Genomic DNA, 16,077 nt, shown 5'->3' on the forward strand with positions numbered 1-16,077 from the left:
CAACGGCAGGATGACTAGCCTACGCGAACAAGCACTACGAGGTGGGGCGTATCTTGCCGTGCGGCAAGGGATCAGCCTGTTCATCAGCCTGGGTGGGGTCCTCCTGCTCACCCGACTCATCGGTCCTGCGAGCTACGGTCTCTATGCGGGCTCCCTCGGGATTGTGTCGGTCCTGACCCTGATCGGACGCCTCGGTATCAACGTATTCCTGATTCGTTGTCCGGAGCCGCCTGATCAGCACATGTATAACCAGGCCACCACCCTGTTGCTGCTCTCCGGGTTGGCCCTGGCTCTCGGGGGCGTAGCCCTCCCACCGCTTTTCGCGGGACGCTTGCTGAGTCCCGACTTTGTGCCGCCATTGCAGGTCATGGCGGCGGTTTCTCCGATCGCTCTCGTGACTATGCCTGCACTGGCCAAGCTTGAGCGTGACCTTAATTATCGCGCCGTGGCGCTCATCGAGCTTGCGGGGCAGATCGCGCACTACACCGTGTCCTTGCCCCTGGCAGCACTCGGCGCTGGCGTGTGGAGCCCGGTGGCAGGCCACGTGACATGGCAGGTTCTCCTCTTGGTATGGGTCTATCGCGCGTCGGGGCTGCGCCCACGTCCTACCTGGTCGAGAGTCCTTGTCGCCGAGATGCTCCGTTTCGGGGTGGGGCAAACGACGTCGGTAGGGGTGCGGAGACTCCGGGACCTGATCAATCCGCTCGTCGTTGGACACTTCTTCGGACCCGAGGGCGTCGGGTACGTCGCCCTCGCGATCCGATTCGGCGAAGTTCTCTCGTTTTTCCGAGAGGTTTCCGGGCGGGTATCAATTGCCGTTCTGGCAAAGGTTCAGGACGATTACTCCCGCCTTCGCCGCGGGGTGGAAGAGGCAATGACTATGCAGGTGCTGGCGGTCGGGCCCTTCCTCTGCGGGTTCTCACTTGTCGCCACTCCGTTGGTCCCACTCCTCTTTGGTGCGCGGTGGGAGCCAGCCCTGGAAGTCTACCCGTTCATCGCGCTGGGCATGCTCGTCAACACGGTGTTCAACGTGCAGGCATCCGCACTCTACGCGCTGGGACGAAATGGGGACGTGACCCTTTGTTATCTCGTCCACGTGGTCCTTTTCGTACTCGGGGCCTGGATCATGGTGCCACGCGTGGGGTTCATCGGGTATGGACTGAGTGAGGTGCTGGCGTTGGGCGGCTATGCTGTCTTGCACTTCCGTATCTCGCGCCTTTTCGCGTTCTCCTATCGGGAAGTTATGCCGTGGCTGGTCGCGATGATACCTCCGCTGTTTGCCCTGCACTTCGAGCCGGGTGCGCGCCTGCTGTTCTGGTTGCCCCTGATCGTGGTAGCTCTGCTGCCGCACCAGCGGCAGATGATCGCGCAGTACCTGGGGTACGTCCGCACCTGGAGACTGACGTGATGCTGCTTCCGCTCGTCCGTATCGTCAACAACAACTACAACGACGCACGATATCTTGGATGGGTTCTGGCCATCCTGGTGGCACCACGGCATGTCGCATGCTGGATTGGTGACTTAGGGCTCCTCGACAGCAAGTCCGTACGGTTCGGTACATTGCCGATCGCGACATTGTGGAGCATATGGGGAGCGGCGCGATGACGATGGCAGTCGATCACCGGTCTTCCGTCCCGCGTCCGAATCATAAAGGAGAGCAGAACGCGGCAGCGCGCACGGGTCCGGAGGTGGTCGCGCCGTTGGTGTCGATCATCATCGACAACTACAACTATGGCCACCTGATCGCGGAAGCGATCGACAGTGCCCTGGCGCAGACGTACCCGAACATCGAGGTGGTTGTGGTCGACGACGGCTCGACCGACAACTCGCGGGACGTCATCGCGCGGTACGGGGACCGGGTCGTGCCGGTGTTCAAGGAGAACGGCGGGCAGTGCTCCGCGTTCAACGCGGGCTTCGCCGCCTGCCGGGGCGACATCATCACGCTGCTGGACTCAGACGACGTGTGGGACCGGGACAAGGTCGCGCGCGTGGTCGACATTTTCCAGCGACACCCTGAGGTGGGCTGGGTCGGGCATAAGCTCACGATCACCGACGAGGTACTGAAGCCGCTGGGGTACACGTTCCCCGACCGGTTGGAGACAGGGCTGGTTCCCCCCGATCCGCACCTCCACCTGGAGCGGATGGTCAAGGTGGGCGTGTGCGGGTTATCGTTCCGCCGGAGCGCGGGCGAGCGCGCCTTCCCGATTCCCCACGAGGATGGGATCTGGCGGACCTGCGCGGACCTCTATCTCATGTCGATGTTCGCGATCGAGGGGATCTGGGGCTATACGCTGGACGAGTCCCTCGGTCTGTACCGGCAACACGCAGGGCAGGAGTTCGCGCAGCCTGACGCGATCGCCCGGCGGATCGAGCGGGATGCGACCATCTCGGAAGCGCTCGCGGAGATCTGGACGCAGCGCACCGGTCGGAGATTCTACTCTTCGACCGTCTACAAACACCGGCTCGTGGCAACGGCATTGACGGGCCATTCGATCTGGAGCGGGGAACGGTGGCGGTTGCTGGCGGACGGCATCCGATCTGTGGTCGATCTACTCCGTCCGCACCCGCGGCTTGCCGCACGCCAGGGGGCAGCGATCATGCTCGCTTTCGCCTTTCCGAATTGGTGGACGCGCCGGGTCTTCCGGCGGTTTGGAACGCAGCTTGTGCCGCGGACTGCGGCAACATCATGACGTGGCCCTCGGTTTATGGAGAGGGATACAGAGTTGGGTCACATGAGGGCCAGTGACGCGATCCACCGCTGGGTAGCGCCGATCATCCTGGCGGCCGCTGCTGTGCTGAGCCTCGTCGCGGCGCTCGTGGCGGCGGCTGTGCCGCTCCTGGCCGTCATGGCCCTTGCAGCCGCTTCGCTCGCGGTGCTGTTGATGCTCTCGCGGTCGCTGGTCCTGGCGATCCTCCTGATGAGCGGGCTGGTGGATCTGCTCACCCCGTTTCGCATCGGCCCCCTCTCGGCCATGGGAGTCACGACCATCCTGTATGCCATCGGGAGCTGGTTTGTCTGGCTGCTCCGCGCGGAGTTGCCTGCCCGCCTGCGGCGCGCTCTCCTTCCATTCGCGCTGTTCCTGTTCTGGGCGGGGGTCTCGATGGTGCTCTGGTACCGGCCGTCGGTGGAGGGTGTCCAGAACCTCCTGGTGATCGTGGCGTTCCTCGGGTTGATCGTCCTGACGGCCAACGAGACGCGGCGCTCCCCGGAGTTCATCGACACGCTGGGTAGAGTGATGACGGCGGCGACGGTGATTGCCGTCGTCCTTCAGGTGCTGAGCTACCACCTGGGTGTAATGCCGGCCGGCTTCGGAATCCAGGCGCGGAGTTTCGCCCTCTTCGCACTCGTCGCCCTCGCCTGGCAACTCGGCCGCTGGCGTTCGGGAGATCGCCGCGCCTTCTGGGCCGCTTTGGCGATAGTGGGCCTGATCGGTATCAGCCTGTCGCGCACGGCGTTCGTCGTTGGGGTCTTGCTCTTCCCTGCGTCCCATATGCGCCTGCAATCCGTCCGTGGCTGGTTCCAGGCTGGCGTGCTCGGCGTCGGAGCGGTCGGGCTGCTGTACACCATCGTGTCGCGCGTCGAACCGCTTCGCGCGCGCTTCTTCGAAGGCGATCTGTCGCTGAAGGTGGGCGGGATTGCCATCAACGCGATGGGGCGCACTGCCTTCTGGGAGATCACCCTGGCGTCATGGCGGAAGTCGCCTCTGATTGGCAATGGGTCGGGTTCGGCGCAGCCGCTGATCGAGGCGTACTTCCCGGGGTTGGGGCATCCGCACAACGACTACCTGCGTATCCTGCACGACTACGGCCTGATCGGCCTGGCCATCTGGCTCGTGGGATACCTTGTGCTCCTCTGGGTAACCTCGTCGGCGTGGAGCCGGTCCGACCCGCAGCGGGACGCGGCCGCCGGCGTTCATCTGGCCGCGTTCCTGGCGCTCGCGGCGGTGGCGGCGGCGATGGTCACGGACAACACGATGGTCTATGTCTTCGTCATGGCTCCGGCCGGTATCCTCGTCGGTGCCTCGTTCGGCGTAATGGAGCGCGATCAGCACAAGGACCCTGCTCCCACCGGATCGACGCTGGGTCCGCCCGGTCTTGAGGATGGCCCCGCCTCCGGAGTTGCCCCTGGGGCAGCCCCGCCTTCGCTGGTGACGAGGGAATCGTGCGCGTCCTAGCGGTCCACAACCGCTATCAGCAGGCTGGCGGCGAGGATGTGGTATTCGCCGCGGAGGTCGAGCTGCTGCGGAGCTACGGCCACACCGTCACCGAGCTCATCTTCGACAACCGGGAAATCCCCGAGCGGCCCGCGCCGCTCGATGCCGCTCGCCTCGCGCTCGGCACCGTCTGGTCCCGAAAGGGGGCAGCGCGGGTCCGCGCGATGATCCGGGAGCACCGGCCGGAGGTGGTCCACTTTCACAACATGTTCCCGCTAGTGTCACCGGCGGCCTACTACGCGGCGCGAGCCGAGCGCTTGGCAGTGGTGCAGACGCTCCACAACTACCGGCTGATCTGCCCGGGCTCGCTGCTCTACCGTGACGGCCGTGTCTGCCAGGACTGCGTCGGGCGAGTGGTGCCGTGGCCCGGTGTGCTCCACGGATGCTATCGCGGGTCACGGGCGCAGACGGCCCCCGTCGCAGCGATGGTAGGTGCCCATCGACTGGGTGGCACCTGGCGGAACCTCGTCGATCGCTACATTGTGCTCAGCCAGGTCGCGCGGGACCAGTTCGTTGCCGGCGGCTTGCCCGAGGACCGGATCGTGATCAAGCCGAACTTCGTGGAGTTGGACTTGGGGGAACGGTCCTCCCCGGGAGAGTATTACCTCTATGCCGGTCGGCTCGCGGCCGAAAAGGGCGTGGAGACGCTCCTGCGCGCCTGGACGGAGCACGGGCGGCGTGAGCCGCTCCACATCGTCGGCGACGGCCCGCTGGCGCCGCAGGTCGAAGCGGCAGCGCAGGCGTCGCCCAGCATTCGCTACCTGGGGCGGTTGGATCGGGCGGCGGTCCTCGAGCAGATGCGCCACGCGCGGGCTTTGATCTTCCCGTCGGTGTGGTACGAGGGCTTCCCGATGATTCTGGTCGAGGCTCTGGCGTCCGGTCTTCCAGTGATTGCGAGTCGGCTGGGGGCCGCCGCTGAGATCATCGAGGATGGGGTGACCGGGTTGCACTTCACGGTCGGCAGCGCTGCCGATCTCGCGGCGAAGGTGGACTGGGTATCCCAGCACACGGAGGCCACTGCGGAGATGGGGCGGGCGGCGCGCTGCACCTACGAGGCGAAATACACCGGCGCTCGGAACCACGACCAGTTGATGGCGATCTACCAGGCGGCGCTGGAGGAGTCCCGCCGCTCACATGCGTAGGCCAGCGGCCGGTCGCCGCTGGCCACGCTATGCGTTGTGATCCTAGCCCAGGTTGCCGTAGATCGTCGCCTGGGCCGGTGGTACCAGACTGATGGGGCCGCGCGTGTTCCCGCGCAGGTCGTTGTTGGCGATCACCACATTCCGCCAGGTGAAGTTGGTCGTCCCGTCGATGTAGTTCTGCACGCCGTATTGCTGGCGGCTCGCGGGCGACGAGGCGAAGCAGCGATTCTCAACGACCTGCAACCCGTCGATCACCGTGCCGTCTTGACCGCACACGATCGCGATTCCCTGGGAGTTGTCCCAGCAGGTATTGCCGCTGATGGTGTTGTTTGCGATCGGGCGGTAAGCCACGCCCCAGAGGAGGATGCCCGCTGCGCCGTAGTTGTTGATCTGGTTGCCGCTAACGACGTTGTGTGAGCCGCAGAAGGCGATGCCCTCATAGCCCAGGCCGGCGCCGGTGATGCGGTTGTTGAGCACCACCCCGTAGTCGACGTCATCCAGGCCGATGCCGACGCCGCTCGTCGTGATGAGGTTCCCCTCCACCGTCACGTACTCATGCCGAGCGTCAGGCTCCCCGCCGTGGCACTGCACGGGCGCGTTGCCGCTGGTCATGGAGGTGTTGATCTGCTCGAAGGTGCACGCCCGGATGGTCACGTTCCGGTTGACGTTCCCCGCCCCCGGGTGTTGCAGGCGGACGCCTGAGTAGCGGGTTCCGATGAAATGGCAGCCGCTGATCGTCACGTCGCTCACATGCCAGAGGCTGACGGCTGTCTCGGGGATGTCGCGCAGCCGGCACTCCCGGATCGTCACACCACCCGCGTCGACCAGTTCGATCGCTGGTCCGTACTTGCCGTGGGTGCCCATGCCCTGCAGGGTCAGCCCGGCAATCTCCACGCCCGAGGTGTTCTCAATGCCGACCATGCGGATCTCGGATCGGGCGAGCAGGATCGCCTGATCCATTCCCGCCCCGACGATCCGGACGGGGCGGCTGATGTAGAGTCCTCGTGAGATGAAGTAGGTACCCGCTGGGATCGAAACGACCGCATCGGGGATCGCGGCCGCTGCCTCGATCGCCCGCTGGATCGCGCGCGAGTCATCGGCGACGCCGTCGCCCTTGGCACCGTAGTCTCGAACGTTCACCACCGGGCCATCCTGCGCCGCTGCTGGCGGGGGTGCTGATTCCGGTGCCGGCGTCGGTGTCGGGGTTGGAGTCGGAGTCGGCGTTGCCTTCGTCTTGGATGGCTTCGGGGTAGGAGTGGGCTTCATCACCTTCGTCGGCGTTGGGGTCTTGCGGGGTTGCGGGGTCAATCTCAGGTTGCTGATGCTCAGGCGCTCGTTGGCGCCCACGGAGTCCGGTAAGACCGCCCAGGCCACGGCCGGCAGGCTCACTGCGCCGCCGACCACCAATTTTAGGAAATCGCGCCGCGTAGACCGCTCGGGTCCGTTTCTGTGATCCTTCATATTTCCGCTCCACTCCCAATCCCTGTGCCACCGATTTGGCGTCCCGGGAGGAGGGGGCGGAATACCGCACTCGGACCCGCTGCTGTCTTGAGTGCTGGCAGCCTGGCGGCCTCCGGGTGGAGGTCCATGGCTTTGCGCCCCCGCCTCGCGACGGGTTTGCCCTTTTCAGCTGTGCTCAGGTTAGGCGGTAGGTAGAATCGAGGGCAGGACCCAATGGGGCCAACGCGGACTTCCGATCTGGCTAGGCTCCGCGGTGCTTTTGGCCCTGGCCGCGCCGGTACCATGGTTAGTGGGGGCGCCAGGTGGGCGGTGCGATCATGGAGTGGAGCGGGAGTGGGGGTACACGTGACGACATCCGAAGAGCCGACGGCGCACGCCAGGCTGGTCGATCTCCACAGCCACGTGCTGCCGGGGGTGGACGACGGGGCCCGTGATGTGGATGAGGCGCTGCGGATGCTGCGCGTGGCGGAGGAGGACGGCATCGCGACCATCGCCGCCACGCCTCACGCCGACTCCGTGACCCCGCAGCAGATCCTGGACGGCGTGGCGGAGTTGAACCGGCTGGCAGCCGACGCCGGACTGCGTATCCGCGTCGTTCCGGGGAGTGAGGTGCGGATCGCGGCCGACCTGCCCGCTCGGGCGGCGGATGGGCGGCTGGTGACGCTCGCGGACACCCCGTACCTGTTGCTGGAGCTGTCGCTCTGGGGCGACTGGCCGCCCTTCCTGCTGGAGGCGATCTACTCCTGCCAGGTGGTCGGGCTCTGGCCGATCCTGGCGCATGCGGAGCGCTACCCGGCGGTGCAGCGAGATCCGGGCCGAGTGCTCCCGCTCGTCGAGCGCGGAGTGCTGGTGCAGGTGAACGCCGACTCGCTGTTCGGGCGCAACGGGCGGAAGGCGCAGTGGGCCGCAGAGGAGTTGATCCGCTCACGCGCGGCGCACCTGATCGCCAGCGATGCGCACCGGTCGGATTCACGCCCCCCACGCGTGCGGGCGGCGCTGGAACGCGCGGCGGCTGTCGCCGGGGAGGAATACGCGACCTGGATGGCGCAGGCGGCGGTGGATGTGCTGCGTGGCGCGCCGGTTACCCCGCCCCAGCCCGAGCCTCCGCGACGTCGTCGCCGGTTCCGCTGGCTCTTCCGATAGCCGCGAGGTGAGGGGAGTGGCCGGGCACTTGCGACCCATTTGGTGTGGACGGGCGTGGTCGCGCCCGGTGGCACACCCCACAGCAGCGGGTCTTGGAGGAGCCGATGGACACGCGCTTTGAGAACCGCACCGACGCGGGCCGGAGGCTGGCGACGCGGCTGGCGCACTATGCCGGACGGCCGGATGTCCTGGTGCTGGCGCTGCCGCGCGGGGGTGTTCCGGTCGGATACGAGGTGGCTCGCGCGCTCGGTGTGCCCCTGGATGTCCTGGTCGTGCGCAAGCTGGGTGTGCCGGGGCACGAGGAGTTGGCGATGGGCGCGATCGCCAGCGGCGGGACGCGGGTGCTCAATCGCCAGGTGATCGCCGACCTCGCCATCTCCCAGAGCGTCATCGACGTTGTTGCCGCGCGGGAGCACGCCGTGCTGCGGCAGCGGGAGCGTGCCTACCGCGGCGATCGGCCCCCGGCCGACGTGCGCGGGCGCACGGTGATCCTGGTCGACGACGGGCTGGCGACGGGGGCGACGATGCGTGCCGCGGTCGCGGCGCTCCGCCAGCGGGAGCCGGCTCGGATCGTCGTCGCGGTGCCGGTTGCCTCGTCGGAGACCTGCCGTGCCCTCGAGCCACACGTCGACGAGATCGTCTGCTACGCTACCCCCGACGTGTTCCACGCCGTGGGCCTCTGGTACGAGGACTTCACGCCGACGTCCGACGACGAAGTGCGCGACCTGCTCCGCGACGCCGCCAACTGGCAGGAGCCGCGCGCTGAGCACCCACCGGACGCCGACCCGGGCGCGTAGGAGCGCAACCACCTGCACGCGATACCTCGGCCACGCCCCCGTTCTTACCCAGTGGCCCGATCGTCCGCGCCGCTACCGACCCCGGTTTGCGGCCTCAATCCGGGTCTACCGGGGATTCCTCCAGAAGAAGCAACTTCAGCAGATCACGCCGGGTCACGATGCCGACTGGAACCCCATCCTGTACCACCGGGATGCGATGGATACCGTGCCGGCGCATCTGGTCCGCGATACTTCCGACCGAGTCCTCCGGCGCAGCCGTGACCACCGGCTGCGTCATGACGGCACTGGCGGTTAGCTTCCGTCCGGTTTCGAAGAGGTGCTCCACCTCCGGCGCAGGTATGGCGCGGGAGAGGATTTCCGACGCTTCGTAGATCCAGAACGGGATCGAGCCGCGCAGGAAATCGGACTCGGTGATGATCCCGACCAGGTGGCCGTTCTGGTCGACCACCGGCGCGCAGCCAATCTGGTGCTCCAGCATCGTCTTCGCTACCGCGTCGAGCGTGTCATCTTCGCGGACCGTCACCACCGGGCTGGTCAGGATGTCGCGGATGGGCACCTGCCGGATCGCCCGGGCTATGGCACGGCGACGGGCCTGCTCGGCCACCCGTTCCTCCTCCAGGCGGGCGAGGTCGTGCAACTCCGGTCGGACCAGCAGCACCGGCATGGGCGCCCGGTTCACCACCCGCTCGGCATCCGAGCCGAGCAACAGGCGCTCGGCGCCGCTGCGGCTGTGCGTGGCCATGGCAATGAGCCGGGCACCGCGCTCCTGGGCCGCCTCGATGATCTCGCTCGCGACGGACCCGAAGCGGACCTCCCAATCCACGGTCGCCGTCTCAGATGGCAACCGGCTGGCAACCTGCTGCAGATACTGGTTCAGGACGCGAGTGCTCGTGGCGTGGTCGGCCCCCGTGATGTAGTCGAGCACGTGCACCAGGTGGATGGTGAGATCCTCGTCACCGAGGACCGCCCGCACCGCGTCGAGTGCCATTTCGCCGAAGGCCGATCCGTCCAGGGGGACGACGACGGACGACGGCGTCCAGTCGTCCGGGACCGGCTCGCGCACCAGTAAGACGGGACATGGCGCGGACTGGAGCACGGCGCGCGTTGGGCCGCCGTGGAGAATCCGGAGCAGTGCCGGACGGCGTTCGGTTGCCATGACGAGCAGCGGGTCCGGCAGCCGATCGAGCAGGCTGAGCAATTCGTCGGACGGATCACCGACGCCGACCGCCGTGTCCACCGGCACGCGCGTGATCGTCGCTGCGACCTGCTCCAGGTACACCTGCCGTTCCTCGACGACTTGCTCAACCTCGCGCGCGACCGCTGGCGTCTCGGGTCGGGCCTCGAGATCCGGAGAGACCTCGACGAGCGAGAGGAGGAGCATGTTCGCTCCCACCCGTTCCGCCAGCGCCGTCGCGACCGGCAGCGCTCGCTCGGAGAGGCGATCTTCGTCGACGTCTGGCGGAAGCAGGGGTACGACGACCGTCTGGGTCATCATGTCATCCTTTCTCATTCAACCACCGTGCGGCAGCGATCGCATTCTCCTCGCCAACCGATCGCATCGCCGTTGTGGCGTTCGGCGGTGCGGACCCAGCATACCCGGTTCCCGGCCAGCGAGAACGCCGCGCGACGCGTGTTCTCCTGGACCGGCGACGGAGTTTGCGTCAGCGGCAGAGAGTGGTGAGGACGAGTGTCAGGTCGGCGGTGAGCGTGGTAGTGAACGGCGCCTGGCAACCCGGCGTTGCGACGGTGAGCTCGACCGGGATGATCCCCGGCTGGCGACGGATGAGGAGCTGGGGCGAGTCGGGCATAGTGAAGCGCATGGCGAACTGGGTGGTCTCGCCGGCAAGGATTTCCAGATCGTAGCTACCGCCGTTGGGGGCGTCGGGGTCCGGCTGCGGCTCATGACTGCTGTCGAGCCGGGAACTCCCCTCGGGCAGCGTCACTTCGACCCACCAGCGCTGATATCCCGCGTAGTAGAGATCGGCCGTCGGGTCGCCGGTGTGGACGAAGTCGGCGGCGAGGGTCACGACGCGTTGCCCATTGACGGGCGGCTCGATCGTCAGGGTCACGCGCGGGTGCACGGCGCGGCTGGCCTTGGTGGTGACGAGGCTGGCCGCATTCAGCGCCAGGGTGGGCACTCCCGGCTGTGGGAGCAGCCGCCCGCTCCAGCGATGCTCGTCCGCGATGGCTTGCAGCCGGGGGTTGACGGCGTAGACCTGGAGGTCGCGCTCGTCGGCGGCGGTGCGCATCGTCCGGATCAGGTCGAGCAGAAGCGCGCGGTCAGCCGTGGATAGCCGCTCGATGAGCACCCGGCCGACGAGGGCCAGAACCGCCTTGTGCGACGGGGCGGTCTCATCACCACCGTGCACGTACCGCTGCCGCTCGATTTCGTCATGAACGTTGTCGGCGTCGATCCGGCGTGGCTCACCGTCGACCTCCACAGTCACCGGGCCCGTGAGTGCCAGGATGTCGCTGACGACGTCGGGGGTGACCGCCACGACGCCCTTGATCGCGGGCCAGCCGGTGGCGGGGTACATCTCGACCATCTGCGCTGCGCCTTCGGCGAAATCGGTCACCCAGGTCGCATCCTGGATCGGCAGTTCTTCATGGCCGAAGTGGCGCGCGACCGGCAAGGGCGGCGTGACCGGCTCGGTCCGCCCGGCCTCATACGCGCGCTGGAGTTCGTAGACATCGTGGAACTCGTACGATGCGAGCTGGCCACGGTCGAACGTGACCAGCGCGACCGTGCCCGGGAATCCGCCGCTCAATCGCAGCTCGTTCGTGTTCTGGAAGAGGAACAGGTAGCGTGCCGGTTCCTCGGCCCCCAGCGCTGCCGCGAACACCGGCAGGTCGTCGTTCACGAGCCGCAGCGGGTCGATCGCGTCGAACGCGCGGTCGAGTGCAGGCAGGCGTGCGCGAGCCGACGCCGGTAGCGCCTCTTCGTCGATGTTGGCTCGGATGCGGCGCGCCTCCTCGACCTGGGCGATGATGACCTCCAGGTCCCCCTGGTGGCTCATCAGCATGTCGAGCCAGGTCGGGCCGGTCTCGTCTGGCGAACGGCTGATCCCGGTGGCATGGAAGGCGGCAAGTGTCTCCCGGCCGATAGCGGCGGCGGTGATCCCCGCGCTGGTCAGGTTGTCGACGATACGGATCAGGTCCTTGCCAGCGGCGTAGCGTGGCCCGATCACCGGGAGGCGTTCGACCAGCCCGGCGCCGACGGGCGGGGTGACGGCCGTGTCCAACCGGTTGAGGTCGTGCCGGAGCTGTGCCAGGCTGCCCTCAATCGTGAGGAGGTCGTCCTCCCGCATGCTGGACAGATCGGTGGCCTGCAGCGCCTCTAACGCTTCCACGCCGGCGCGAACGTCCCGGTAGGCGGCCAGCGCCGCGCGCGCCCGCAGGCCGGCCAGCCCGCCCAAGAGGAGGATGATGAGGAGCACGCCGCTGACGACGAAAGGCCAGCGGCGACGCCTGGCGGTGGTGGTCGGAGTGGGTGGGCGTAAGGCGACGAAGATCGGAGTCGCTGCCTGGCGGCCGGTCGGGTCGTCCACGTCGTGCATCAGCGCCTAGGTCTCGGAGTCGGCCGGCTTGGAGATCGTGGGCCGGAGCGACCGCCGGATGACCACACGGTCGCCGGCACCGTCCGCCCAGTGCGGGATGACCGAGGGGGATTCCCCACGGCGGGCGCCTCCCGCGTCGTCCTCCTGGCTGCGATAGTACGTGTAGTAGCCGCCGGATTTCTCCAGCGGGAAGCGGTTCAGGATGATCCCGAGCAGCGTCGAGCCCGACTGCTGGATCTGCTGCACGGCGTCGGCGATCTCGGCCGTGCGGACCCGCCCGGTTTCGGAGACGAGGATGACGCCGTTAGTCAACCGGCTCAGCACGAGCGCGTCAGACACCGCCAACGGTGGTGCGTCGAAGATGACGACATCGGCCTGCTCGGCCAGCCAGTCCAATACCTCGCGCATCCGGGGCGAACTGAGGAGGTCCAGCGGGTTCGGCGGCAGAGGGCCGGCCGGAAGGACGGTGAGGCCGGCGATGGTTGTCTGCCGCAGCGTTGGAGTGAGCTTGACGTCCCACTCGCTCAACAAGAGGTTGGACAAACCGCTGCGCGTGTTGAGCCCCGCAAAGTAACGGTGGACTTGCGGCCGGCGCAGGTCGGCATCCACGAGGATGACCCGCTGGCCGCCCTGGGCCAGGACTGCCGCCAGGTTCACCGCCGTGGTCGTCTTGCCGTCGCCGGGGCGTGGGCTCGTCACCACGAACGAGCGCAGGCTCTGGCCCACGGCAACGAACTGGAGGTTGGTTCGCGCGGTGCGGTAGGCTTCGCTCCCGACCGAGTCCGGGTGGGCGATGGCTTCGATGCTCTCGGGCGAGCGGAGCTCGGGGATGAGCCCCAACGCACCGCGCCCGGTGAGCCGCTGCACGTCCTCGCTGGTCTTGACCGTGTCGTCGAGGTAGCCCGCCACCAGCACGAGCCCGGCCGCGAGCACGATCCCGAGCGCGCCCGCCAGGGCGGTGTTCACGAGGATACGCGGCTTGACGAACTTCGTCGGCGGCACGGCCTGCTCGACGACCCGGATCTGGGTCGCGCTCTGCGCAGCGGCAAGCTCCATCCGCTGCTGGGCTTCCAGCAGGCTCGCGTAGAGCGCCTGGTCCTGGCTCAGTTGCGTCTGCAGCGTCCGCAGCTCGGTCTGGACGGCGGTGCCGCTGGCACCAGACTGCTGCAGCTCCGCGATCCGAGAGCTGGTGTCCTCGATGCGCTGCTGCACCTCCTCAATCTGGCGCCGCAGCTCATCCCGGCCGCTCCAGGTCGCGGCATCCTCCTGCGCGTGCGTCTCCTCGATGAAGACCTGAGCCAGGGTATTGGCGATCTGGGCGGCCTGCCTCGGATCGGGATCTTCGACGGCAATCTCGACGAGTTGGGTGCTCCCGATGCGGGTGACGCTGATGTTCTCAACCAGATCTTCCGGCGTGGTGTCGAGCGAGAGACGGTTGATGGTCTGCTCCAAAACGGGGCGGGCCGTGACGAGGCGACTGTAGGTGGCCGCGAGCTCCTGCGCGGCCTGGATGTCGCCCACGTTGAGGCTGCCGGTCGTCTCGCGCTGATCGATGAACAGGGTCGCCTCAGCGCGATAGATCGGGGTCAGCGCGCGGCTGACGCCATATGCGGCAGCGGCGGCGAGAAGTGGGCAGACGATGAACACCCACCACCAGCGCCGGATGAGTCCGAGGATCTCGATAAATGTCAAGTCGCGCATGTGTGGGTGCTCCCTGATACCGTGCCTCCTGGTCGCACATCCACGCCTGCAGTGGCGCAAGATGGCGCACTTGAGTCTACTATAGACCCTATAGTTACGACGAGGAGTCGGTCGAAAAGGAGTGACTTTTGTCCTGTTCGGTGCGCGATCAGGGGCGCGTGGGCTGGACGAGCAGCAGCACGGTACAATCCTCATGATCCGCGGGGATATCCGGCACATGCCGCGGACATCCGGGCATGGAGGAGTGGTCTCGGGTCTGACCCGACAAGGCAGACCCGTAACTGGCGAAGGGGTGGCGACGACGCAATGGATCTTCGTGAGCAGGTGGAGCTAGCGATTCGAAACTACGAGAATCTGCCGCCGCTGCCGCTGAGCGCGGACTTGCCGGAGGCGGAGCAGCACCTGGCGACGCCCGATCGGCTGGGTTTCGCGCTCGGCTGGGTGGTGGCCAACGTGATCGTCGGGGCGCGCTTCGCCGACTCGGCGATCGATGCGCTGCCGATCTACCACCCGGAGAATGGCTGGGATCGCTTCCTCCTCACGCGGCGGGTGAGTGCTCCGCCCTTCGCCAACGAGCCAGCGGACTCCTTCGGGATGATTCTCCTCAGCGGCGAGGATGCGCCGCGCATCACGCATGGTAGCGGCGACCTGCGCCTGGCTCTCGGTACCTTGCTGCGCGAGGACCCGGAGCGGGCGCAGGAAGAGATCATCGCGCTCTTCCCCCGGATGGGGTTGCCGGGCAATCTGGGCTACTCGTGGCCGCAGAAGCAGAAGCACTACCCGCGCCTGTACCAGGCCGTGACCGAGTTGATCCTGGAGTACCCCGGGCTGGTGGCGGCTCGTGAGATCTTCGTGGACGACCAGCCGGTCGATGGTGCCTATCACCCCCTCTACCTGCACGGCGTCGCGCTCAAGCCGAAGATGGTCTACGACTGGTGGCTGGTGCAGATGGGCGATCGGGCGGCTTTCATGCGCGTGCACGCGGGGCAGGCGATCTACGAGACCGATCGCGGCGGGTGGTCCACGGTGCGCAAGCAGTTGTCCGAAATGGAGACGGTGGACGACATCAAGCGGCGCATCTTGGCGTGGCTGCGGATCAAAGGGTCGCCGTCGCCCGACACGGTCGACTGATGGGTCACAGTGACGCGCCGGAATCGGCGGTTTCGCATGGCTATTGATTCGGTTCCGGCGCGAGATACGGCGAAACGAAGCCGAGAACACCCACCAAGGCGACCACCGATACGCAAAGCGGGGAAACTCTCGCAAGGTTCGCGCGAACCGCTGCGCGTCTGGCCTTGCCATAAGGCGGGAACCTGTTACACTCGTAGTGCGTGAGTCGCGCGGCCGTGGCGCCAGGCGGCCGGGCGCACTCGTTGGCGACAGTGGGCGTTTCGGGGGGTTGTGGCCGCTGTCGCCCGCACCGAACCCCGTTGCAGGGACGGGAGGAGCCGGTTAGCCGGCTCTTTCCTGTGTCTGGGCCTCGCGCACCGCGCTATGCCCCCGCGAGCATCGCTTCCAGCCGCTGTTCCGCTTCACGTGGCAGTTGCAACGGCTCATCCTCCGAGCCGCGGAGTTCGCCGTCTGCCGTATGCCCGCTCAGGACGACCGACCACTGGCCACCCGGCTCCTGGCGCCAGAGGGTGAACCCGGCGCCGAGCTGTGAGGTGAGCGGGACGAGTTCCAGGCGCTCCAACCCTTCAACAATCGCGACTGGGTGCCAGTCGTGCGCCTGCAGTGTGTCAACCATGTGCTTCGCTACGGTCATGGGCGCCACCTCTCCGTCGCCGAGTACCGGCGCTGCTCTCGTCGCGCCGGGGGTTAACCTTCTCCGGAGGGGTGCAAGCCCTGTGCCGGGGAGGGGAGGCACCGCTATGACGCAGATCGCCTCTGCCTCACCGCGTCGGACAGAGCGGAGCATAGTCGATGCGAAGCGACCTGGGTGAGGCTACCGTGCCGGGTCAGGATTCGTGCGGCGCGCTCGCGATCCGGGTCGGTAGGAGAATCCATGGCGGATGAGGCGGATACGCGGCCGGCAGCACGATCCCGGCTCCGACCGCGTCCA

Annotated in this window: 12 protein-coding genes and 1 riboswitch; of the genes, 7 read left to right on the forward strand and 5 right to left on the reverse strand. The window is 67.2% G+C overall.

Features of this window, described 5'->3' with window-relative positions; all coding sequences use genetic code 11:
* Positions 1–10 precede the first annotated feature (10 nt).
* The 4 genes from STHE_RS17200 (at position 11) to STHE_RS17215 (ending at position 5,356) form a co-directional block, all read left to right on the forward strand.
* Complete coding sequence (locus STHE_RS17200; protein WP_012873879.1) at positions 11–1,408, forward strand: oligosaccharide flippase family protein; 1,398 nt, start codon at positions 11–13, stop codon at positions 1,406–1,408.
* A 193-nt stretch (positions 1,409–1,601) separates the two neighbouring features.
* Positions 1,602–2,690, forward strand: coding sequence for a glycosyltransferase family 2 protein (locus STHE_RS18350; RefSeq protein WP_012873881.1), 1,089 nt, complete (start codon positions 1,602–1,604; stop codon positions 2,688–2,690).
* Positions 2,691–2,732: 42 nt separating this feature from the next.
* Entirely contained in the window at positions 2,733–4,175 is a 1,443-nt protein-coding gene (locus STHE_RS17210) for an O-antigen ligase family protein (protein WP_012873882.1), read from the forward strand.
* Positions 4,163–5,356 (forward strand): glycosyltransferase, encoded by a 1,194-nt coding sequence (locus STHE_RS17215; protein ID WP_012873883.1) that lies wholly within the window; start codon positions 4,163–4,165, stop codon positions 5,354–5,356. The genes STHE_RS17210 and STHE_RS17215 overlap by 13 nt, the downstream gene beginning before the upstream one ends.
* 42 nt (positions 5,357–5,398) lie before the next feature.
* On the opposite strand, the gene STHE_RS17220 is transcribed toward STHE_RS17215, so the two are convergent.
* A complete protein-coding gene (locus STHE_RS17220; RefSeq protein WP_041400513.1) occupies positions 5,399–6,499 on the reverse strand; it encodes a right-handed parallel beta-helix repeat-containing protein in 1,101 nt (366 codons plus the stop codon).
* A 411-nt stretch (positions 6,500–6,910) separates the two neighbouring features.
* A riboswitch (cyclic di-GMP riboswitch) is annotated at positions 6,911–6,988 on the reverse strand.
* A gap of 174 nt (positions 6,989–7,162) precedes the next feature.
* On the opposite strand from STHE_RS17220, the gene STHE_RS17230 reads away from it, so the two are divergent.
* Entirely contained in the window at positions 7,163–7,960 is a 798-nt protein-coding gene (locus STHE_RS17230) for a tyrosine-protein phosphatase (protein WP_148220151.1), read from the forward strand.
* A gap of 104 nt (positions 7,961–8,064) precedes the next feature.
* Positions 8,065–8,757: a phosphoribosyltransferase gene (locus tag STHE_RS17235; protein ID WP_012873886.1), complete on the forward strand. Its 693-nt coding sequence runs from the start codon at positions 8,065–8,067 to the stop codon at positions 8,755–8,757.
* 94 nt (positions 8,758–8,851) lie between these two features.
* On the opposite strand, the gene STHE_RS18355 is transcribed toward STHE_RS17235, so the two are convergent.
* The 3 genes from STHE_RS18355 to STHE_RS17250 form a co-directional block, all read right to left on the reverse strand.
* Complete coding sequence (locus STHE_RS18355; protein ID WP_217155941.1) at positions 8,852–10,252, reverse strand: CBS domain-containing protein; 1,401 nt, start codon at positions 10,250–10,252, stop codon at positions 8,852–8,854.
* Positions 10,253–10,418: 166 nt separating this feature from the next.
* On the reverse strand, positions 10,419–12,314 hold the full coding sequence (locus tag STHE_RS17245) for a DUF4012 domain-containing protein (RefSeq protein WP_012873888.1): 1,896 nt from the start codon (positions 12,312–12,314) through the stop codon (positions 10,419–10,421).
* A 6-nt stretch (positions 12,315–12,320) separates the two neighbouring features.
* Positions 12,321–14,015, reverse strand: a complete 1,695-nt coding sequence (locus tag STHE_RS17250; protein WP_012873889.1) for a tyrosine-protein kinase domain-containing protein — start codon at positions 14,013–14,015, stop codon at positions 12,321–12,323.
* Positions 14,016–14,321: 306 nt separating this feature from the next.
* Here STHE_RS17250 and STHE_RS17255 point away from each other — a divergent pair, with 306 nt between their 5' ends.
* Positions 14,322–15,146, forward strand: a complete 825-nt coding sequence (locus tag STHE_RS17255) for a hypothetical protein (protein WP_012873890.1) — start codon at positions 14,322–14,324, stop codon at positions 15,144–15,146.
* 361 nt (positions 15,147–15,507) lie between these two features.
* Here STHE_RS17255 and STHE_RS17260 read toward each other — a convergent pair whose 3' ends face one another.
* Positions 15,508–15,780, reverse strand: a complete 273-nt coding sequence (locus STHE_RS17260) for a hypothetical protein (protein WP_012873891.1) — start codon at positions 15,778–15,780, stop codon at positions 15,508–15,510.
* Positions 15,781–16,077 lie beyond the last annotated feature (297 nt).

Source organism: Sphaerobacter thermophilus DSM 20745, assembly GCF_000024985.1.
Taxonomy (GTDB): Bacteria; Chloroflexota; Chloroflexia; order Thermomicrobiales; family Thermomicrobiaceae; genus Sphaerobacter; species Sphaerobacter thermophilus.